Origin of the sequence: Microbacterium sp. Bi121 (genome assembly GCF_918698005.1) — a bacterium.
Lineage (GTDB): Bacteria > Actinomycetota > Actinomycetes > Actinomycetales > Microbacteriaceae > Microbacterium.
In genome coordinates this window covers 194794-214941 of record NZ_CAKKLJ010000006.1, presented here as the reverse complement: position 1 = coordinate 214941, position 20148 = coordinate 194794, and the positions used below count along the sequence as shown (strand labels likewise).

Here is a 20148-nt window from a genome sequence, read left to right as displayed (position 1 = left end):
GATCGTCCTTGCCTCAGCGGCGCGCCGTCACGCGTGATGTGTCCGCGGCGAAGAGCGAGCGAGGCAGCAGCAGGGCGGTCACCCTGTCGCGTGCATCGACGCTCCGCCGGAGCCCGGACGTCGCCTGACGCAGCGCGTGCGCGAGATCTGCGGATGCCGGAGCGGAGCGGGCGAAGTTCGCCCGCTCGACAGCATCCACGATCAGACCGACCGACGCGGCATCCGCGCCCTGTTCGATCAGGTGGGCACCGCGTGCACGCGGGGTGTCGGCGTCCGACACTGGCAGCCTCAGATCGACGAGCGTGGCGCGCACCTCCTGCCACGCGCTCGCCGCGTCTCCACGCCCGGCGCGTCCGATCCGTCGTGCGCGGATGCCCAGTCGCACGAGCAGAGGCAGGAGCAGCACGATCAGGATGCCGGTTCCCACCAGCACGATCGGCTGAGGGTCGAGACGCCGCAGCGAATCGGAACCCTGGGCGGACGAGCTGCCGGGGTCGTCCTGGGCCTCCGGGCCGCGCGAAGGGGCCGCGGACGGAGTGGCGGACGGCTGCGGGTCCGTCGGGTCCGTGGTAGTGCCGCCGCCGGTCGTCGCAGGGAGGAAGTCGGTCGGCGTCCCGAGCGACGCCGTCGGCTCGAACGGGACCCAGCCGAGCCCGGAGAAATGCACTTCCGGCCAGGCGTGCAGCTGATCGCTGCTGACCGTGTAGATCGCCTCGTCGCCGCGCTTCTCGTCGGTCATGGACCCCGGCAGGTACCCGACCACGATGCGGACCTGCATATCGAGCGATTGCGCCATGAGCGCGAACGCGCCGGAGAAGTGGATGCAGTAACCGGAGCGGACGCGCAGGAACTCCTCGACCGCATCCGTGCCGGTGCCGTCGAAGTCGCCGTCGACCGGCGCGTCCAGCGAGTACTCGAAGTCGGACCGGAACCAGTTCTGCATCGCGATCAGCCGGTCGTAGTCGTTCGTCGCCCCCGCTGTCACCTCGCGCGCGGTCTCCGCGATGAACTCGGGGACCTCGGCATCCGCCGTCGTCGCCGACTCGGCCTGGATCTGCTCGCGGGTGGGATCGATCACCTGAGCCGTGACCGTGTAATCCTCGTCCGCGGCATCGCGGATCTCGGAGGTCACCGTGCGGTTGAACGGCATGATCTGCCACCCTGAGGTGGCGCCGACGATCTTGGTGGCGGCGTACGGCACCGGCAGCCAGGAACCGGAGATCCCCGTGATGCGGATCGAGGTGCGGCGTTCGACCGTCTCGATGTCCTCCGACCAGTCCGGGTCGCCGAACCCGTCGGTGATCTGCTGCAGATCGCCGTCGTCCGGCGACCATGTATCGCCGTCGAACTCGGACAGACTCGCAATGCGCAGGTACGGCGCCGACGCGGCGCTCGTGGCCAGGGTCATCACCGTGAAAGGTGTGGGACGCCGCAGATCCTCACCCAGGCGCAGCGACGGGTCCAGCTGGGTGCTCGTGCCGACGCCGACCCAGGTGTCCGAGACCGGGAGCACCGGAGTGATCGCGAGTGCGGCAGCGATCGCCGCTGCACCTGTCGCGGCCGAGAGCCCGACGGAGGCCCGGCGCGGCTGACGCGGATCATGCCTGACGCCGTGCCGCAGCAGGAACAGCGCGAGGAGCGCGAGGATCACGAACCACGGCACATTCGCGTCGCCGAGGGTGATGATCATCGGCAGCGCGCCGACCGCTGCGATCAGGACGATCGCCGGAAGCGCCGATCGGGCGGCGATGAGCTGGTCCACGAGGATCGTGACGAGCGCGAAGCCGATCGAGAGCATCGTGCGGAGAGCGGGCGTGTCGACGAGCGGGGCGGTGCCGTACTGCACCTGTTCGAAGGCCTCCCCGGCCGAGCGGCCAAGAGCGGAGACGGTCGTCCCGGTCGGGACGACGCCGAACAGCGCACCCTGCGGGACCAGCAGCAGCGTGAGGGCGCCGACGGCGACGACGAGCTGAGCGATCAGCGGCAGCGGCCCATCGGCGAATCGGCCGGACCGCACGAGTCGAACGATCATGCCGGTCAGGGCGACGACGGTGATCACGTAGACGCCCGCGAGGGTCCAGGCGCCTGGCGTGACGACCGATGTGTACGGCCAGAGCGCGACGTATCCCGCGCACGCCGACAGCAGCGCGATCGCGAGAGTGCGGTCGCGGCGTCGCACGCGCTGCTCGTATTCGATCGGCGTGCGCACCGCGGCGCGCGGCTCAGCGCGGAACATGACCGCCGCCGGGTGCCACGTATCCCGCGAGGGCGTCGTCCCACGCTTCTGACACGTCCTCGCCGAGCTCGGCGGCCGACCAGCCGAGGTCACCCGCTGCGGCGAACGCGCCGGGCCCTGGGGCTGTGGCGAGCAGAATCGGCGCACCGGCCCCGCCGTGGCGCAGATGCGCCGCGTCGTCCGCATCGATCCGGCCCGTGATCATCACCAGCGGGCCCGGCGGGGTGCCGTCGAACAGCGAGACGAGATCGCGCCCCTCTCCTTGCGGCGTCACCATAGCAAGCGCGACGAGCAGTGAATCGCGATCGTCCTCCTGGCCGCGCAACTGACCGAGCACCGTTCCTCCGGAGTCGCGGACGTCCACGCTGTAGCCCTCCTGGACGAGGTGCAGCGCCGCGGACGCGCACGCCGCCACCGCCGACTCGAACGTCGGGTCCGCGGTGTCGGACCGGGGAGCCCAGCGCCGCGCGGCGCGGTCGAGGATGACGATCGCGTCCGGGCTGGCTTCCTCCTCCTCCTGGCGCACCATGAGATCTCCGCGATGAGCCGTGGCGCGCCAGTGGATGCGCCGCATCGAGTCGCCGGAGACGTACAGTCGCGGAGACAGGTTGTCGCTCCCCTGGCCGAGCCGCGCCGAGGCCGTGTGGGCGGTGCCGCCGGCCGCTCCCACTTCGCTGCTCATCGGGGACAGCGGGACGACCTCTGGGACCACGGTGACCGTGCGGGTATCGCCGAACGACTGCGTGCGCTGCGCGACGCCGAATGGGTCGATGGTCCGCAGCGACAGCGGCCCGACCGGCCACACTCCTCGCCGCACGCCGGTGATGCTGTACCGGATGTGCGTGCCGTTGTCGGTGGGGAACTCTCCCGAGGCGTCACCTGCAACCGCATCCGGAAGCTCGTCGTTCCAGGCGCCGAACGGGACGCGCAATGCGCGCAGATCGAAGCGCACCGCCACCTGCGACTCCTCGCCGACGGTGAGCAGATCGGTCGAGATGCGCCGGGTGACCGAACCGCTGCGTCGGGGGACGTGCACGACGAGGATGCCGATCACGAGCACGGCGAACAGGAGCACGGCGACGTACAGCAGAATCGGGGCGGCGACCAGATTCGCCGCGATCGCCAGGAGCACGCCGACGGCCAGCACGGCGACGCCGCGAGCTGTCAGGGGCCGGCCGGAGCGCATGGCATCAGGCGCGTGCGGTCAGCGGCACGCGTACGCGGTCGACGATCTGACGCAACGCGGCCTCCACGGGCTGCGCGCCGGCGCGGTGCACCCCGCGTGCGGGGAGCAGACGGTGCGCGAATACCGGGCTGATCAGCGCCGTGAGATCGTCGGGGATGACGAACTCTCGGCCGTCCAGCGCCGCCCAGACCTTCGCGGCGCGCACCAGCTGGAGCGTGGCGCGCGGACTCGCGCCGAGGTGCAGACTCGGGTCGCTGCGTGTGGCCTGGGCCAGCGCCACCGCGTACTCCTCGACGGCGGGGGAGACGTGCACCGAGCGCGCCCACCCGATCATGCGGAGAATGGATGCCGCATCGGCCACCGGCCGGATCGCAGCGAGCGGATTGACGCTGTCGCGCTGACGGAGCATGAGTGCCTCGGCCGCGGCATCCGGGTATCCCATCGAGATGCGCATCATGAACCGGTCGCGCTGCGCTTCCGGCAGGGCGTAGGTGCCCTCCATCTCGAGCGGGTTCTGCGTCGCCACCACCAGGAACGGATCCGGCAGCATGTGGGTGCGCCCGTCGACGGTGACCTGGCCTTCCTCCATCGCCTCCAGAAGCGCCGACTGCGTCTTGGGCGAGGAGCGGTTGATCTCATCGGCCAGCACGATCTGCGCGAACACGGCGCCCGGCTTGAACTCGAACTCCCTGTCGACGGGGTTGTACACCGAGACGCCGGTGACGTCGCCCGGGAGCAGATCGGGTGTGAACTGGATGCGGCGCACCGTGGCATCCACGCTCGCGGCCAGTGCACGCGCCAGCATGGTCTTGCCGACCCCCGGGACGTCCTCGATCAGCAGGTGGCCCTCGGCGAGCAGACAGACCAGGGCGCTGCGGACCGCATCCTCCTTGCCATCGATCACGCCGCCGACGGATGCCAGGATCGCTGACGTCTGCGTCGCGAACTGCTCGGCCGTGATCAGGGAATCGTCCATGCGCTGCCTTTCGCCCGCCGTCGGGTGTCAACTGATCGTATCTCTGCCAGGGGTGCGAGGGGCGAGCGGTTCTCGACCGGTCCCTGGTGCAGGTAGACTTGCCTGCGGCTCTCCGCGTGGCAGCATCCAGGCCAATTCCCCCAGGACGGAAACGTAGCAAGGGTAACCGGGCTCTGCTGGGTGCGCGGAGGGTCCTTTCTTTTGTCCGGCGCTCTCCGGCTCGACCTGCGAGGATCGTGGTGTGACCACCCCCGTCGCCTCCCGCTGCAGCGCCGTCTCGCGCTTCGCGTCTCCTGTCGCGCTCGTGGTTCTGATGTGGGTCATCCAGTTCGCCGACGCCATCCTCCCCGGTTCGTTCACGGGATTCGGGCTTCGTTCGTGGGACCTCGGGAGCCTGCCGGGCGTCGTCCTCGGCCCGCTCCTGCATGCCGGCTGGCCCCACCTGATCGGCAACACGCTTCCCCTGCTGGTGCTGGGGTGCCTCGTCGCCGTCGAAGGTGCAGGCAGGTTCTGGCTCGTCACGGCGGCCGCCGCATTCGTCGGCGGGCTGGGAACGTGGTTCATCAACGCACCCGGCACGCTGACCGTCGGTGCCTCCGTGCTCGTCTTCGGCTACTTCGCCTACATCGTCGTCCGCGTCTTCTCGCCGCGACCGATCGCGCACCGGCTCGTCTATGCCCTCATCGCGCTGCTCGTCATCGTGCTGTACGGCGGCTCGATGCTCGCCGGCGTGCTCGGCGCTGGCCCTGGTGTCTCGTGGCAGGCGCACCTGTTCGGGGCGATAGGCGGGGCGCTCGCTGCGCTCGCCGCCAGCTCTCCTCGCGGAGGAGCGCGACGGGGACGCGGAGCGCTCGGAGCGTGAGCGTCAGATCGAAGCGGCGCCGACGTGCGCGCCGACGGGGTTGGCTCCCCGGCATACTCATCGGCGGTGTGACGCTCGTCGTGCTGCTGGCCGTCCTCGTGCCGATGGCGGCATCCCGCGACCCTCTCGCGCTGTGCGCGACCCAGCCGTCGACCTTCCCGGAATCCGGAGCCGACGGGTGGGACCGGGAGCAGCTCGAGAACGCCGCGATCATCGTGACGGCGGCACGCGATCGCGGGTTCGAGCGCGACGGTCAGGTCCTCGGCGTCATGGCGGCGATCGGCGAGAGCAGCCTGCACAACATCGACTACGGCGACTGGGAGACGTCTGGGGTGACCAACCCTGACGGCACCCGCACGAGCAGCATCGGGCTGTTCCAGCAGCAGGACTGGTGGGGGAGCGTCGAGGACCGGATGGACCCCGCGTCCGCGGCCGGCCTGTTCTACGCGCGGCTCGCGCGGCTGCCCGGCTGGCAGGAGCTGGAGCCGACCATCGCGATCCACCGGGTGCAGATCAATGCCGACCCCGGGCACTATGCGCGATTCGAAGGCGCTGCGTCCGAACTGGTCGACGTGCTGTCCGGCCCCTGCCCGGCCTGACGCCCCACCGCCTAAGCTGGAGACGTGGCGCGGAGCATCTACATCACCTCGGCCGAAGGCCATTCTGGGAAGTCCACCGTCGCTCTGGGCGTTCTGGACGCTCTGATGCGCGCTACCCCGCGCGTCGGGGTCTTCCGGCCCATCGCGAGGTCATCCGCCGAGCGCGACTACGTGCTCGAGCTCCTGCTCGCCCACGACGGCGTGCACCTCGACTACGACGACTGCATCGGCGTCACCTACGACGAGGTGCGCGACGACCCCGATCGGGCCCTCGCCACGATCGTCTCGCGCTTCAAGTCGGTCGAAGCGCAGTGCGACTCCGTTGTCATCATCGGCAGCGACTACACGGATGTCGCGAGTCCGGCCGAGCTCGGTTACAACGCGCGCATCGCCGCGAACCTCGGCGCCCCTGTGCTCCTGGTGCTCGGCGGCCGCGATCAGCAGGACCGTGCTGAGCAGCTCGGCACGTCGACCGCCCGCACTGCGGCTGCCGTCGGCCAGAGCGCCGCGCTCGCGATCGCAGAACTGCAGGCCGAACGTGCAGAGCTCTTCGCGGTGATCGTCAACCGCGCCGACCCGGATTCGCTGTCTGCGACCGTCGATGCCGTGCGCGCAGTGAAGGAGCAGACGACTCCGATCTGGGCGATCCCCGAAGACCGCACGCTCGTCGCGCCGTCGATTCGCGGCATCCTCTCGGCGGTCGACGGCCATCTCATCAAGGGCGACCCCGATCTGCTCACCCGCGAGGCGCTGAGCGTCGTCGTCGCAGGCATGTCGATGGTCAACGTCCTCCCTCGACTCACCGAGGACGCCGTCGTCGTCGTGCCGGCCGACCGCACCGAGGTGCTGCTCGCGCTGCTGCTCGCCGATGCCTCCGGCACCTTCCCCTCGATCGCCGGCATCATCCTGAACGGCCCCTTCCCCCTGCCGGAGACGATCGAACGGCTTCTCGACGGTCTCGCCTCACGGGTTCCGATCATCACCACGGACCACGGCACGTACGACACCGCGGTGCGGGTGATGGGTGCGCGCGGACGCCTCGCCGCCGACTCGCGGCACCGCTACGACAAGGCGCTCGGGCTGTTCCAGACGCACGTCGACATCGCCGAACTGACCACGCAGCTGGGACTGGCGGAGTCCACGGTCGTCACGCCGCTCATGTTCGAGTACGGACTGATCGAACGCGCACGCGCCGATCGTCAGCGCATCGTGCTCCCCGAGGGGGATGATGATCGCATCCTGCGCGCCGCCGGTACGCTGCTCGCCCGCGACGTGGCTGAACTGACGATCCTCGGGGATCCGGCGGACATCCACGCCAGGGCGACCTCTCTCGGCATCGATCTGTCGGCCGCGCAGATCATCAGCCCGACGGATCCCGAGTACGTGGAGCGATTCGCCGAAGAATACGCACGGCTGCGCGCGCACAAGGGCGTAACGCTCGGCCAGGCGGCCGACACCGTCACCGACGTGTCGTACTTCGGCACGATGATGGTGCACCTCGGCCTCGCCGACGGCATGGTCTCCGGTGCGGCGCACACCACGGCTCACACGATCCGGCCCTCGTTCGAGATCATCAAGACGAAGCCCGGGGTCGACGTCGTATCCAGCGTCTTCCTCATGGCGCTCGCCGACCGGGTGCTCGTCTACGGCGACTGCGCCGTCATCCCCGATCCCACGAGTGCACAGCTGGCCGACATCGCGATCTCCTCCGCCCGGACCGCGCGGCAGTTCGGCATCGATCCGCGGGTCGCGATGCTCTCGTACTCGACGGGGGAGTCCGGAACAGGCGCCGACGTCGACAAGGTCCGCGCGGCCACGGCGCTGGTGCGCGAGCGCGCCCCCGAGCTGCCGGTAGAGGGTCCGATCCAGTACGACGCAGCCGCCGACGCAGCCGTCGCGAAGGCGAAGCTGCCGGACTCCGCGGTCGCCGGGCGGGCGACGGTGTTCATCTTCCCCGACCTCAACACGGGCAACAACACGTACAAGGCCGTGCAGCGCTCGGCCGGCGCCGTCGCCATCGGGCCGGTGCTGCAGGGCCTGAACAAGCCGATCAACGACCTTTCGCGCGGCGCGCTCGTCGACGACATCGTCAACACCGTCGCGATCACCGCGATCCAGGCTCAAGGAGGTGCGGAATGAGCGTCGTCCTCGTCATCAACAGCGGCTCGTCGTCGCTGAAGTACAGCCTCATGGACATGGAGCGCGAGGTGCCGATCGGCGAGGGCCTCATCGAGCGCATCGGCCAGGAATCCAGCGACATCGCGCACACGGTCCGCCGCGTCGCAGCCCCTGGCGAGCCGGCGCCGGCGGTTCTGGATGCCACGCACCGCAGCCAGCGGGCGGTCGCCGACCACGACGCGGCGATGACCGTCATGCTCGAGCAGTTCGCAGAGCACGGGCCGCAGCTGGCGGAGCATCCGCCGGTCGTCGTCGGACACCGCGTCGTGCATGGCGGCGCCCGCTTCTTCGCGCCGACGCTCATCGACGACCTCATCGAGATCAACATCGAAGACCTCTCGGTGCTCGCGCCGCTGCACAACCCGGGGGCCGTGGCCGGCATCCGCGCAGGGCGGCGGGCCTTCGCGGACGTCCCGCACGTCGCGATCTTCGACACCGCGTTCCACCAGACGCTGCCGCCGGCCGCGTACACGTATGCGATCGAGCGCAAGATCGCCGAGCGCCACCGCATCCGCCGGTACGGGTTCCATGGAACGAGCCACAAGTACGTCTCCGAGCAGGCCGCGGCGTTCGTCGATCGGCCGCTCGGCGCGCTGAAGCAACTCGTCTTCCATCTCGGCAACGGAGCCTCGGTCACAGCGATCGACGGCGGGCGCTCGGTCGAGACCTCGATGGGCATGACGCCGCTCGAGGGCCTCGTGATGGGCACGCGATCCGGTGACATCGATCCGGCCGTCGTGCTGCACCTCGGCCGCGTCGCCCAGCTCGACGATCGCGAGATCGATGAGCTGCTGAACAAGAAGAGCGGAATGCTCGGTCTCGCCGGCCGCATCGACATGCGCGACATCCTCGCCGGCGTCGAGGCGGGGGAGGATGCCGCGACGCTCGCGTTCGACGTGTACATCCACCGGCTCCGCGCGTACGCGGGGGCGTACATCGCCCAGCTCGGCGGGGTCGACGTGATCTCGTTCACCGCCGGGGTCGGGGAGAACGCTGCGAAGGTGCGCGCGGACGCCATGGCGACCCTCGGATTCCTCGGCATCGAGATCGATGCTGAGCGCAACGAGGAGCGCGTCCCCGGCATCCGGCGCATCTCGACGGACGCGTCGAAGGTCGACGTCCTCGTGGTGCCCACGGACGAGGAGCTCGAGATCGCCCGCCAGGCGATGAGTCTGACATGATCGCTGTGCATCCGCCTGACCTGATTGGAGAGCCGAGTGCCTGAGAACCTGCCTGACCTGCGTCGCGCCGACGGCGTCCTGTTCGACCTCGACGGTGTGCTGACCCCGACCGCCGAGGTGCACATGCGCGCCTGGAAGGCGGTGTTCGACGGCGTCTTCGCGCAGTGGGGGATCACGCCCGAGTACACGGATGCCGACTACTACGCGTATGTGGACGGCAAGAAGCGCTACGACGGCGTCGCCAGCCTGCTGCGCAGCCGCAACATCGAGATCCCGTGGGGCGAGGTGACCGACGAACCGGAAGTCGACTCGATCTGCGGCATCGGCAACCGCAAGAACGCGGCATTCGCCTCGGCCCTGCGGCGCGAGGGCATCGCGCCGTACCCGGGGTCGCTCGCGCTCATCCAGCAGCTGCGTGACGAGGGCATCCCGCAGGGGGTCGTCTCCAGCTCCAAGAACGCCGAAGAGGTGCTCGAGAGCGCCGGCATCCGCGACTTCTTCACCGTCGTCGTCGACGGCCGGGTGGCCGAGCGCGACGCACTGGCATCCAAGCCCGCGCCCGACATGTTCCGTGCCGGTGCCGTTGCACTCGGAGTGAACCCCGCTGACAGCGTCGCCGTCGAAGACGCCCTGTCCGGCGTCGCCTCGGCCGTCGCGGCCGGATTCTCGACGGTCGTCGGCGTCGACCGCGGCGCCGGTGCGCAGGCGCTGCGCGCGGCCGGTGCCACGAGCGTCATCGACGACCTCGACCGCCTGCTCATCCCCTCGACCGACGACGCCTCGTCGCTCGACGACGCCTCATCGCTCGACAACGACTCGTCGACGGACAACCAGGAGAACGCATGATCGATCGCGACCGCTTCCCCGTCGACCCGTGGCGTCTCACCGAGACCCGCTACAGCGAGGACGGCGTCTCGGAGACGCTCTTCGCCGTCGGGAACGGCTATCTCGGCCTCCGAGGCAACCACATCGAGGGTCGCGGTGCGCACGAGCACGGCACGTTCATCAACGGTCTGCACGAGACCTGGCCGATCCGCCACGCCGAGCAGGCCTACGGGTTCGCCGAGGTCGGGCAGACGATCGTGAACGCCCCGGATGCCAAGATCATGCGCGTCTACGTCGACGATGAGCCGATCTCGTTCGACGAGGCGGAGGTGCGCGAGTACGAGCGCACGCTCGACATGCGCACCGGCGTCCTGTCCCGCAGTTTCGTGTGGGAGACGCCGTCGGGCAAGCGCATCCGGATCCGCGACGAGCGCCTCGTCAGCTTCGAGGAGCGTCACCTCGCAGTCCTGCGCCTGGAGGTCACGGTCGAGAACGCCGACGCGCCCGTCACGGTCAGCTGCCAATTGCTGAACAGGCAGGACGGCGGCGACGTGTACGCCGGGACTCCGACGGAGGCCAAGTCGGCCGCGTTCGATCCCCGCAAGACCGAGAAGATCACCGCGCGTGTTCTCGAGCCGGTCGAGTATTGGCAGGACGGCCTGCGCTCTGCACTGTCGTATCAGGTCGCCGACTCGGGCATGACGATCGCGCTCGTCGCCGATCACGTCATCGCCACGGACAACGAGTACAGCGCCCGCACGCTCATCGAGCAGGACATCGCCAAGAACGTCTTCCGCGTTCAGGCCAAGGCCGGCATCCCGATCGCGATCACCAAGCTCGTCAGCTATCACACATCGCGCGGCGTCCCGGCGCGCGAGCTCGTGGACCGCTGCCGTCGCTCGCTCGACCGCGCTGCCGTCGAGGGTGTGGAGGCGCAGTTCGACCGGCAGCGCGCTTGGCTCGCGGCATTCTGGGAGCGCTCAGACGTCGTCATCGAGGGCCACGACGATCTGCAGCAGGCGGCGCGTTGGTGCCTGTTCCAGCTGGCGCAGGCCGCGGCCCGCGCCGATGGCACCGGCGTGCCGGCGAAGGGCGTCTCCGGCTCCGGGTACAGCGGCCACTACTTCTGGGACACCGAGATCTACGTGCTGCCGTTCCTGACGTACACGAGCCCGCAGTGGGCGCGCAATGCGCTGCGTGCCAGGGTGCTCATGCTGCCCGCGGCGCGTCGCCGTGCGGCGCAACTGAACGAAGCGGGCGCACTCTTCCCGTGGCGGACGATCAACGGCGAAGAGGCGTCGGCCTACTACGCGGCCGGCACCGCGCAGTACCACATCAACGCCGACGTCAGCTTCGCTCTGGGCAAGTACGTACGCGCGACGGGGGACGAGGAGTTCATCCGTCGGGAGGGCGTCGACGTCGCCGTCGAGACGGCGAGACTCTGGGCGACTCTCGGCTTCTGGCGCGGTGCGAACGGTGACGCGACCTTCCACATCCACGGCGTGACGGGTCCGGACGAGTACACCACGGTCGTCAACGACAACCTCTTCACGAATGTGATGGCTCGGTACAACCTGCGCTTCGCCGCGCGTGTGGTGCGGGAGATCCAGAAGGAGGATCCGCAGGCGTACGCCGGCGTGGTCGAGCGCACCGGGTTGGATGCCGGCGAGGCGGATGCCTGGGATCGCGCCGCCGAGGCGATGTTCATCCCCTTCAGCGAGGGTCTCGGCATCCACCCGCAGGACTCGCTCTTCCTCGAGCGAGAAGTGTGGGACCTGGAGAACACGCCGAAGGACCAGCGCCCGCTGCTGCTGCACTTCCACCCGCTGGTGATCTACCGGTTCCAGGTGCTCAAGCAGGCGGATGTCGTGCTCGCGCTGTTCCTGCAGGGCAATCACTTCACCCCGGAGGAGAAACGAGCGGACTTCGACTACTACGACCCGCTGACCACCGGCGACTCGACGCTGTCTGCCGTCGTCCAGTCTGTTCTGGCCGCAGAGGTCGGGTATCAGGATCTGGCGCTGGAGTATTTCCGGCAGTCGCTGTTCGTCGATCTCGGCGACCTGCACCACAACGCCTCCGACGGCGTGCACGTCGCCTCGGCGGGTGGCGTGTGGACGGCGCTCGTCTCCGGCTTCGGCGGCATGCGCGATCACGGCGGAGAACTCAGCTTCGATCCGCGACTGCCGGCGGAGTGGCCGTCGCTGTCGTTCCCGCTGCAGTGGCAGGGGGCGATGCTGCAGGTCACGGTGACCAGGGACCAGTTGCGCGTGCACGTGAGATCGGGCGATCCGGTGACCTTCACGGTACGCGGTGCTGAGTACTGGGCAGCGGTCGACACCGATGCTGTGGTGACGCTCGAGGACCAGGGCCCGGTGCTGCCTGACCGTCCGAGGCTCGGGCAGTTCGAGGATGCGCGTCGCGACGACGGCACCAGGATCTCGGCATCCGTTCCTGTCGTCACGAGTGCGATTCCGGTGATCGCGGCGTACGAGGACTAGCGGCGCGGGCTGAGCCTGCCGAAGTGCGATGCGCTGAGCCTGCCGAAGTGTCGGTGGCACGCCGTAGGCTGGACGGGTGACCACAGCCCTCTACCGCCGCTACCGCCCCGAGAACTTCGGGGAGATGATCGGGCAGTCGCAGGTGACGGATCCGCTGATGACGGCGCTGCGCAGCGATCGCGTCGGCCACGCGTACCTGTTCTCCGGCCCGCGCGGGTGCGGAAAGACCACGTCAGCACGCATTCTGGCACGCTGCCTGAACTGCGCAGAGGGCCCGACGGACACTCCATGCGGAACGTGCCCGAGCTGCGTCGAGCTGTCACGGGCCGGTGGCGGCTCACTGGATGTCGTCGAGATCGACGCGGCCAGCCACAACGGCGTCGACGACGCCCGCGACCTGCGCGAGCGGGCGACATTCGCGCCGAGCCGCGACCGGTTCAAGATCTTCATCCTCGACGAGGCGCACATGGTCACGCCGCAGGGATTCAACGCCCTGTTGAAGCTCGTCGAAGAGCCGCCGGAGCACGTCAAGTTCATCTTCGCGACCACCGAGCCCGACAAGGTGCTCGGCACGATCCGCTCGCGGACGCATCACTACCCGTTCCGTCTCGTGCCGCCTGCGGCGATGCTCGAATACGTCGAGAAGCTCTGCGTCGAAGAGGGCGTGAAGGTCGCGCAGGGCGTGCTGCCGCTGGTCGTGCGCGCCGGTGGCGGATCGCCTCGAGACACGCTGTCGCTGCTCGATCAGCTCATCGCCGGTTCCGACGGCGACTCCGTGGCGTACGAGCGGGCGGTATCGCTGCTCGGCTACACGCACGGCGCGCTTCTCGACGAGATCGTCGACGCGCTCGCCGCGGGGGACGCCGCCGCTGCCTTCCCGGCGATCGACCGCGTCGTGCAGACCGGGCAGGATCCGCGCCGGTTCGTCGACGATCTGCTCGAGCGTCTGCGCGACCTCATCGTGATCGCGGCCGTCGGCGACGGGGCTTCCGCTGTGCTCCGCGGTCTTGCCGAAGACGAGCTGGCACGCATGCGCACGCAGGCGAGCGTGTACGGCGCTGCGCGCCTCTCGCGCACGGCCGACGTCGTGAGCGCCGCCCTGGATGACATGACAGGTGCCACATCGCCCCGTCTGCACCTCGAGCTCATGATCGCCCGCGTGCTCAGCGCGGCTGGGCAGGGATCTGCTCAAGCCGCTCCCGCTCAGGCCGCTCCCGCTCCGGCCGCTCCCGCTCAAGCCGCTCCCGCTCCTACAGAGTCATCCCCGCGGGTCGTTGAGCGAGCGAGCGAAGCGAACGAGACGAAACGGGTTGAGCGAGCGGAGCGAGCCGAAACCTCGACTCCGACCGAGACGTCCGCTCCGGCCGAAACCTCGGCTCCGACCGAGACGTCCGCTCCGGCCGCCTCGACTCCGGCCGAGACGCCGGCACCGGCCTCCACCCCATCCGGCCCGGTCGACATCGACCGGATCCGCGCGGTGTGGCCGGCCGTCCTCACGCGGCTCGAGAGCGTGAGCCGCACGTCGTGGCTCCTGGTCACGGCAGTGCAGCCGCTCGATTTCGAATCCGACACCGATGTGCTCACCGTGGGGTTCGCGAGCCAGCAGGACCTCGCGAAGTTCAAGGGGCAGACTCCGGGCAGCGGCGCATCCGATCACCTCCGCGCGGCGATCGAGCAGGAGCTGGGCGTGAAGGTGAAGTACCGGCCGGCGCAGATCCCACCGGCGGCGCTGTCCGAGGCGGCGGCACCCGCACCGGTTCGCACCGCCCCGCCGGCGCCGAAGCCCCAAGCCGCCCCCGCGGCACCGGTCACCGACTGGGCTGTGGCCGCGATCCCTGCCGACGCTCCCGCCGACCTTCCTGCTCCGGCCGAGTCCGCACCCCAGCCGCAGTTCCCCGTTGACGACGAACCCGCCGAGGTCGAGGCATCCGCCCCCGTCGCACCGCAGGACGGCCTCGTCGACCGCGACGAGCCGCCGCTGCCCGGTGACGACGAGGCTCCGCCGCCGGACGACGAGCCGCCGTACGAGCCGCCGCGCCAGGCTGCCGAGGCTTCACCGCGCGGGGCGACACCGCAGGCGCAGACTCCCGTTTCACAGGCGCCGGCCCGCATGGCGCCGGCGGTCACCGAGCGGGCGCCCGGTGGTGTCCAGCGCTACGGCGAGGCCGTGATCCGCCAGGTGCTCGGCGCGACGTTCGTGCGCGAAGAGCCCTACGAGCCCCCGACGAGGTTCGCCTGATGTACGACGGCATCGTTCAGGAGCTGATTGACGAGTTCGGTCGCCTCCCCGGCATCGGCCCGAAGTCGGCGCAGCGCATCACCTTCCACATCCTGCAGACGCCGTCGTTCGACGTCGCCCGTCTCGCCGAGCTGCTCACGGATGTGCGCGCGCGTGTGCGGTTCTGTGAGATCTGCGGCAACGTGTCGGAGCAGGACCGCTGCGCGATCTGCCGTGACCCGCGACGCAACCCCGCCCTGATCTGCGTGGTCGAAGACGCCAAGGACGTCTCGGCCATCGAGCGGACCCGTGAGTTCCGCGGTCTGTACCACGTGCTCGGCGGCGCGATCAGCCCGATCGCCGGCGTCGGTCCGGATGACCTGCGCATAGCCCAGCTCATGTCCCGGCTCGCCGACGGCACCGTGCAGGAGGTCATCATCGCCACGAACCCCAATCTCGAGGGCGAGGCGACGGCCAGCTACCTGAGCAGACTGCTGCTCACGATGCAGATCACCGTCTCGCGCCTGGCATCCGGCCTGCCCGTCGGGGGCGACCTGGAGTACGCGGACGAGGTGACTCTGGGGCGGGCCTTCGAGGGTCGGCGCACGCTGTGAGCGCGACGCGTCCGCTCAGCACGGTCGCCGCGTGAACGCCCAGGGCGGCTTCACGCGCAAGGGCTGGCTCCTCTTCGCCGTGATGGCGTTCGTGTGGGGGATCACCTACCTGTTCATCAAAGAGTCGGTCCAGTCGATCACGCCACCCGCAGTCGTCGCCGGTCGCACCCTGCTCGGCGGACTCGTGCTGCTGCCGTTCGCGATACGCAGCGGAGCGCTGAAGGCGGCGTGGAAGCACTGGCCCTGGGTGCTCGCGTTCGGACTGGTCGAGATGGCAGGTCCTTTCCTGCTGCTCAGCCACGCCGAGACGCAGCTGCCCTCCGGTCTCACCGGGCTGCTCGTGGCGACGGTGCCGCTGTTCGCCGTGATCATCGCGCTGCTGCGAGGGGACCGCAGCGCGCTCGCCCCCGTGCGCCTGGGAGGATTGCTGCTCGGGTTCGTCGGTGTCGCCGTGGTCGTCGCGGGTCCCGGACTCTTTCCGAGCGAGTCGGCGAGTGTCGTGGCGATCGGCGAGATCCTGCTGACCGCGGTCCTGTACGCCATCGCGCCGTTCATCATCGCGCACAAGCTCGCCGACGTGCCGTCGATCGGCACGATCACGCTCGCCCTGTTCGCGATCGGCCTCGGATATCTGCCGGCAGCACTGCTGACGCAGCATGAGCTCCCGACGCTGCGCTCCGGCGTCTCCCTGCTGCTGCTCGGCATCATCTGCACTGCAGTGGCGTTCGTGGCGTTCTTCGCACTGATCCGCGAGGTCGGACCGGTGCGCGCGCCGCTGTTCACCTATGTGAATCCGATCGTGGCGATCCTCCTCGGCACGATCTTCCTGTCGGAGCCGATCACGCCGGGTCTCCTCATCGGCTTCCCTCTGGTCATCATCGGATGCTGGTTCGCCGGAACAGGGGGAAGGCTGCGTCCTCGCAAGGAGTCGCTGCCCCCGCCCCAGATGCCCTGACCGCGTCCGGAGCGGACTCCGCTCACTCCTCCCGGCGGATGGCGGAGAACAGCGAGATCAGCAGCAGCACGAATCCTGCGCCGACCAGCATATGGCCCATCCCGGCGATGCCGGAGATCATCTTCGACGATTCCAGACCCTGCGCCTGCAGCATCCCGTGCCAGACGAGCATCGACGACGTGAGTACTACGCCGACGTTGTAGACCCAGAAGAACCAGCGGAACAGCTTGCTCGACGACAGCGCGAACGACTTCTCGAGCGCGAGGACCAGCAGCAGCACGATCATGCCGAGCGTGAGGATGTGGGTGTGCGCCAGCCCGAGTTGGCCCATCATCCCCTCTTCGTAGCCGTTGAGTTTGGTGAACTCGCGGTAGAAGAGCCCTGCGGCGAGTCCGAGCACCATGTAGACGGTGACTGCGATGAGGAGTTGGAGCTGGGCGGAGCGCGATGCGCGAGCGATGTCTGTGGTCATGAATCCAGCCTGTTCGCGCACCCGCGGATGCGGATCCATCGAAAGATCGATCTCCGCTCGCGGCATCCGCGCGTCGATCGCGAGAGAATCGGGTCATGTCCTCGTCAGCCGATCCGTCCGGCGTCTCGCGCCAGCGGATGCTGTCCATCGCGCGATTCGCGCTGCATCTGATCACGGCACTGCTGTCCGCCGTGACCGCGATACGGGCGATCGCGACCGGCGTGCCGCTGCTGCCGGCGATGCTCGCGGCCGGTGTCTTCCTCGCCTGGTATGCGGCAGGGGCCGCGTTCGCACGTGGCCGGTTCGGCGCCTGGTGGCTGGGCTTTCTCGGCATCCTGTGGGCAGGCACTCTGCTGATCTCAGCCGAATTCGTGTGGCTTTCGTTCCCGCTCTTGCTGCTCGCGGGTCACGTGCTGCATCGCTGGCCGTCGGTCGTGTTCGCGGTGCCGGTGCTGGTCGCCGCGATCCTCGCGCCGATCCTTCATCAGGTGACGATAACCTTCGCCCACATCGTCGGACCCCTGTTGGGCGGAGGCTTCGCGCTCGGCATCTCGCTCGGTTACGACGCGCTGCTGCGGGATGCCGTCGAGCGCGAGCGGCTCATCGCATCGCTCGTCCGAACACAGGACGAGATGGCATCCCTGCAGGAGGAGCTCGCCCGCACGCAGCGCGAGGCCGGCGCGACGCAGGAGCGCACGCGGCTCGCGCGCGATCTGCACGACACGATCGCCCAGGAGCTCAGTTCGATGGTGCTGATGGCGCGCAGCGGCGATGTCGAGCGACTGCCGCAGATCGAGTCGCTGGCGCAGCATTCGCTGACCGATCTGCGACGCATCGTGGCCGCCCTCGCGCCGGCCGAGCTCGAGGGGGCGGCGCTCGCCGCAGCGGTCGAGCGGATGCTGACCTCGCTGCGGGACGATACCGGCGTCCAGACCTCGCTGCACGTCGACGCCGATCTGCCGTCGTTGCCGACCTCGCACGAGGTCGCGTTCCTGCGCGTCGCCCAGTCCGCTCTGGCGAACGTCCGTCAGCACGCCGTCGCTGCGCACGTGGGCATCGAATTCGCTGTGGATGCCGGAACCGTCACGATGACGGTCGACGATGACGGCGTCGGATTCGACGCCGACGCGGCCGCCGCACCCACGACCTCGTATGGACTCGCGGCGATGCGGTCCCGACTGCGGGAGTTCGGCGGAGCGCTAGAGGTGCGTTCGGCGCCGGGCGAGGGGACGACGCTGGTCGCGGCGCTGCCCGCCGCACCCGCGCCCGAGGATGGGATGGCGCGATGACGACGAGCATCCTGCTGGTGGATGACCACCCGATCGTGCGGGCCGGTCTCCGCGCGGTCATCGAAGCGCGGGGGTTCACGGTCGTCGGGGAGGCCTCGACCGGCGAGGAGGCTGTGGAGATGGCATCCGCTCTGCATCCGGACGTCGTGCTCTGCGATCTGCGACTGGGCGACGGAATGGACGGCGTCGACACGACATCGATGCTGCGACGGATGCCGGATGCTCCTGCCGTCGTGATCCTGACGACGTTCGACCACGATGCCCAGATCATCCGAGCCATCGAGGCCGGCGCGGCCGGCTACCTGCTCAAGGATGTGGACAGCGACACGATCGTCGCCGCCATCAGCGACGCCGCTGCCGGGGCCATGGTCCTCACGCCGGGCGGCGACAGCCGCATCATCGCAGCGCTGCGCGCCCCCCGCGTCGTCCTCACCGACCGTGAGCGCGACGTGCTCGCGCTCGTCGACGAGGGCGCCGCGAACAAGGAGATCGCCGCGAGACTGTTCATCTCGGAGTCCACTGTCAAGACCCACGTCGTCCACCTGCTCGAGAAGCTCGGGGTCGCCAGCCGCGCTGCGGCGGCCAGCGAGGGCAGGCGGCTGGGGTTGCTGTAGCGGCACGTGTCACATGCGCCGGCGCGCATACGCGTCGAACGTAGAATGACGCATGGGCGAATCCGCCCGATGTCCCCGGGAGTGAACGTGGCCCTCATTGTGCAGAAGTACGGCGGCTCGTCCGTCGCCGACGCCGAGAGCATCAAGCGCGTCGCAAAGCGCATCGTCGACACTCGACGGGCCGGCCACGACGTCGTCGTCGCCGTGAGCGCTATGGGCGACACGACGGATGAGCTGCTCGACCTCGCGAACGAGGTGGCCCCCATCCCCGCTCCACGCGAGATGGACATGCTGCTCTCGAGCGGAGAGCGCATCTCGATGGCCCTGCTGGCCATGGCGATCCACTCGATGGGCTTCGACGCCCGATCCTTCACCGGCAGCCAGGCGGGGATGATCACGGACGACCACCACGGGTCGGCCCGCATCGTGGACGTGACCCCCGTGCGTCTGCGCGAGGCGCTCGACGAGGGCGCGATCGTCATCGTCGCCGGCTTCCAGGGCTTCAACCGAGACACTCGTGACATCACCACGCTCGGCCGCGGCGGCTCCGACACGACCGCGGTCGCACTGGCCGCCGCGCTCGACGCGGACGTCTGCGAGATCTACAGCGACGTGGACGGCATCTACACCGCCGACCCGCGCGTCATCCCGCGCGCGCAGAAGCTCGACCACGTCTCGAGCGAGGAGATGCTCGAGCTCGCCGCGAACGGCGCCAAGGTGCTGTACATCCGTGCTGTGGAGTTCGCGCGCCGCCACGGCGTGCTGATCCACGCTCGTTCGACGTTCTCGTCGAGCGAGGGCACCTACGTTCTGGGCGAGGGCATGAAGAACCCGCGCGAAGCTGAGGGAGAAGCCATGGAAGAACCGATCGTCGCCGGCGTCGCCACCGACAAGGGTCAGGCCAAGATCACCGTCATCGGCGTTCCGGACGTACCGGGCAAAGCCGCAGAGATCTTCAAGATCGTCGCGAAGTCCGGCGCCAACGTCGACATGATCGTGCAGAACGTGTCCGGTGCCGCCACCGGCCGTGCCGACATCTCGTTCACGCTGCCGAAGGCGGATGCGCCGGCCGCGCTCAAGGCCCTCGCAGCTGAGCAGATCGAGGTCGGCTTCGACAGCCTCGTCCATGACGACCAGATCGGAAAGCTCTCGGTCGTCGGCGCTGGCATGCGCGTGCACTCGGGCGTCTCAGCGACCCTGTTCGAGGCTCTGTCGACCGCCGGCATCAACATCGAGATGATCTCGACCTCGGAGATCCGCATCTCCGTCGTGCTCCGGGACACGGACCTCGCGGACGCCGCGCGCATCGTGCACACCGCCTACGGCCTGGATGCCGAGGACGAGGCCGTCGTGCACGCCGGCACCGGCCGCTGAGCCGGTAGACTCGCCAGAACCCTGACATCGGCGCCAGGCGCGGCATCCGCACCCCGACGCCGCGCCCT

Annotated in this window: 16 protein-coding genes and 1 other RNA gene; 13 read left to right on the top strand and 4 right to left on the bottom strand. The window is 69.3% G+C overall.

Annotated elements, in window-relative coordinates; translation table 11 throughout:
* Positions 1 to 13 precede the first annotated feature (13 nt).
* The 3 genes from LQZ87_RS11735 to LQZ87_RS11725 are packed head-to-tail and all read right to left on the bottom strand — an operon-like array spanning position 14 to position 4398.
* A complete protein-coding gene (locus LQZ87_RS11735) occupies positions 14 to 2236 on the bottom strand; it encodes a DUF3488 and transglutaminase-like domain-containing protein (protein WP_230103650.1) in 2223 nt (740 codons plus the stop codon).
* A complete protein-coding gene (locus LQZ87_RS11730; protein ID WP_230103649.1) occupies positions 2223 to 3422 on the bottom strand; it encodes a DUF58 domain-containing protein in 1200 nt (399 codons plus the stop codon). Before LQZ87_RS11730 ends, LQZ87_RS11735 begins: the two co-directional genes overlap by 14 nt.
* A 4-nt stretch (positions 3423 to 3426) precedes the next feature.
* On the bottom strand, positions 3427 to 4398 hold the full coding sequence (locus tag LQZ87_RS11725; protein WP_230103648.1) for a MoxR family ATPase: 972 nt from the start codon (positions 4396 to 4398) through the stop codon (positions 3427 to 3429).
* Between the two features lie 103 nt (positions 4399 to 4501).
* On the opposite strand from LQZ87_RS11725, the gene ffs reads away from it, so the two are divergent.
* From ffs to LQZ87_RS11675, 10 genes are all read left to right on the top strand, one after another.
* Positions 4502 to 4598, top strand: an RNA gene (gene ffs / locus LQZ87_RS11720) — signal recognition particle sRNA small type.
* Positions 4599 to 4639: 41 nt separating this feature from the next.
* A complete protein-coding gene (locus tag LQZ87_RS11715) occupies positions 4640 to 5260 on the top strand; it encodes a rhomboid family intramembrane serine protease (RefSeq protein ID WP_230103647.1) in 621 nt (206 codons plus the stop codon).
* Positions 5257 to 5859, top strand: coding sequence for a hypothetical protein (locus tag LQZ87_RS11710; RefSeq protein ID WP_230103646.1), 603 nt, complete (start codon positions 5257 to 5259; stop codon positions 5857 to 5859). Before LQZ87_RS11715 ends, LQZ87_RS11710 begins: the two co-directional genes overlap by 4 nt.
* A gap of 24 nt (positions 5860 to 5883) precedes the next feature.
* On the top strand, positions 5884 to 7998 hold the full coding sequence (gene pta / locus LQZ87_RS11705) for a phosphate acetyltransferase (protein WP_230103645.1): 2115 nt from the start codon (positions 5884 to 5886) through the stop codon (positions 7996 to 7998).
* Positions 7995 to 9218 carry an acetate kinase gene (locus tag LQZ87_RS11700; protein WP_230103644.1) on the top strand — a complete coding sequence of 408 codons (1224 nt, stop codon included), beginning with the start codon at positions 7995 to 7997 and terminating at the stop codon, positions 9216 to 9218. The genes pta and LQZ87_RS11700 overlap by 4 nt, the downstream gene beginning before the upstream one ends.
* A 36-nt stretch (positions 9219 to 9254) precedes the next feature.
* Positions 9255 to 10064, top strand: a complete 810-nt coding sequence (locus tag LQZ87_RS11695; protein WP_230103643.1) for a beta-phosphoglucomutase family hydrolase — start codon at positions 9255 to 9257, stop codon at positions 10062 to 10064.
* Entirely contained in the window at positions 10061 to 12544 is a 2484-nt protein-coding gene (locus LQZ87_RS11690; RefSeq protein ID WP_230103642.1) for a glycosyl hydrolase family 65 protein, read from the top strand. The genes LQZ87_RS11695 and LQZ87_RS11690 overlap by 4 nt, the downstream gene beginning before the upstream one ends.
* A gap of 76 nt (positions 12545 to 12620) precedes the next feature.
* Positions 12621 to 14783: a DNA polymerase III subunit gamma and tau gene (locus LQZ87_RS11685; protein ID WP_230103641.1), complete on the top strand. Its 2163-nt coding sequence runs from the start codon at positions 12621 to 12623 to the stop codon at positions 14781 to 14783.
* Positions 14783 to 15376, top strand: coding sequence for a recombination mediator RecR (recR, locus tag LQZ87_RS11680; RefSeq protein WP_230103640.1), 594 nt, complete (start codon positions 14783 to 14785; stop codon positions 15374 to 15376). Before LQZ87_RS11685 ends, recR begins: the two co-directional genes overlap by 1 nt.
* 31 nt (positions 15377 to 15407) lie before the next feature.
* Positions 15408 to 16331 carry a DMT family transporter gene (locus LQZ87_RS11675; protein ID WP_230103639.1) on the top strand — a complete coding sequence of 308 codons (924 nt, stop codon included), beginning with the start codon at positions 15408 to 15410 and terminating at the stop codon, positions 16329 to 16331.
* Between the two features lie 22 nt (positions 16332 to 16353).
* On the opposite strand, the gene LQZ87_RS11670 is transcribed toward LQZ87_RS11675, so the two are convergent.
* Positions 16354 to 16803 (bottom strand): DUF2871 domain-containing protein, encoded by a 450-nt coding sequence (locus LQZ87_RS11670; RefSeq protein ID WP_290368267.1) that lies wholly within the window; start codon positions 16801 to 16803, stop codon positions 16354 to 16356.
* Positions 16804 to 16898: 95 nt separating this feature from the next.
* On the opposite strand from LQZ87_RS11670, the gene LQZ87_RS11665 reads away from it, so the two are divergent.
* The 3 genes from LQZ87_RS11665 to LQZ87_RS11655 all read left to right on the top strand — a co-directional run bounded on the left by LQZ87_RS11665 (position 16899) and on the right by LQZ87_RS11655 (position 20080).
* On the top strand, positions 16899 to 18092 hold the full coding sequence (locus LQZ87_RS11665; RefSeq protein ID WP_230103638.1) for a histidine kinase: 1194 nt from the start codon (positions 16899 to 16901) through the stop codon (positions 18090 to 18092).
* Positions 18089 to 18706 carry a response regulator transcription factor gene (locus LQZ87_RS11660; protein WP_230103637.1) on the top strand — a complete coding sequence of 206 codons (618 nt, stop codon included), beginning with the start codon at positions 18089 to 18091 and terminating at the stop codon, positions 18704 to 18706. The genes LQZ87_RS11665 and LQZ87_RS11660 overlap by 4 nt, the downstream gene beginning before the upstream one ends.
* A gap of 87 nt (positions 18707 to 18793) precedes the next feature.
* Positions 18794 to 20080 carry an aspartate kinase gene (locus tag LQZ87_RS11655; RefSeq protein WP_230103636.1) on the top strand — a complete coding sequence of 429 codons (1287 nt, stop codon included), beginning with the start codon at positions 18794 to 18796 and terminating at the stop codon, positions 20078 to 20080.
* Positions 20081 to 20148: the final 68 nt, after the last annotated feature.

What these genes read in the sequence shown, in the direction of transcription:
- LQZ87_RS11735 (WP_230103650.1), bottom strand. Translation starts at nt 2,236, where the DNA reads ATGTTCCGCGCTGAGCCGCGCGCCGCGGTGCGCACGCCGATCGAATAC.
- LQZ87_RS11665 (WP_230103638.1), top strand. Translation starts at nt 16,899, where the DNA reads ATGTCCTCGTCAGCCGATCCGTCCGGCGTCTCGCGCCAGCGGATGCTG.
- LQZ87_RS11670 (WP_290368267.1), bottom strand. Translation starts at nt 16,803, where the DNA reads ATGACCACAGACATCGCTCGCGCATCGCGCTCCGCCCAGCTCCAACTC.
- LQZ87_RS11690 (WP_230103642.1), top strand. Translation starts at nt 10,061, where the DNA reads ATGATCGATCGCGACCGCTTCCCCGTCGACCCGTGGCGTCTCACCGAG.
- LQZ87_RS11660 (WP_230103637.1), top strand. Translation starts at nt 18,089, where the DNA reads ATGACGACGAGCATCCTGCTGGTGGATGACCACCCGATCGTGCGGGCC.
- recR (WP_230103640.1), top strand. Translation starts at nt 14,783, where the DNA reads ATGTACGACGGCATCGTTCAGGAGCTGATTGACGAGTTCGGTCGCCTC.
- LQZ87_RS11730 (WP_230103649.1), bottom strand. Translation starts at nt 3,422, where the DNA reads ATGCGCTCCGGCCGGCCCCTGACAGCTCGCGGCGTCGCCGTGCTGGCC.
- LQZ87_RS11700 (WP_230103644.1), top strand. Translation starts at nt 7,995, where the DNA reads ATGAGCGTCGTCCTCGTCATCAACAGCGGCTCGTCGTCGCTGAAGTAC.
- LQZ87_RS11725 (WP_230103648.1), bottom strand. Translation starts at nt 4,398, where the DNA reads ATGGACGATTCCCTGATCACGGCCGAGCAGTTCGCGACGCAGACGTCA.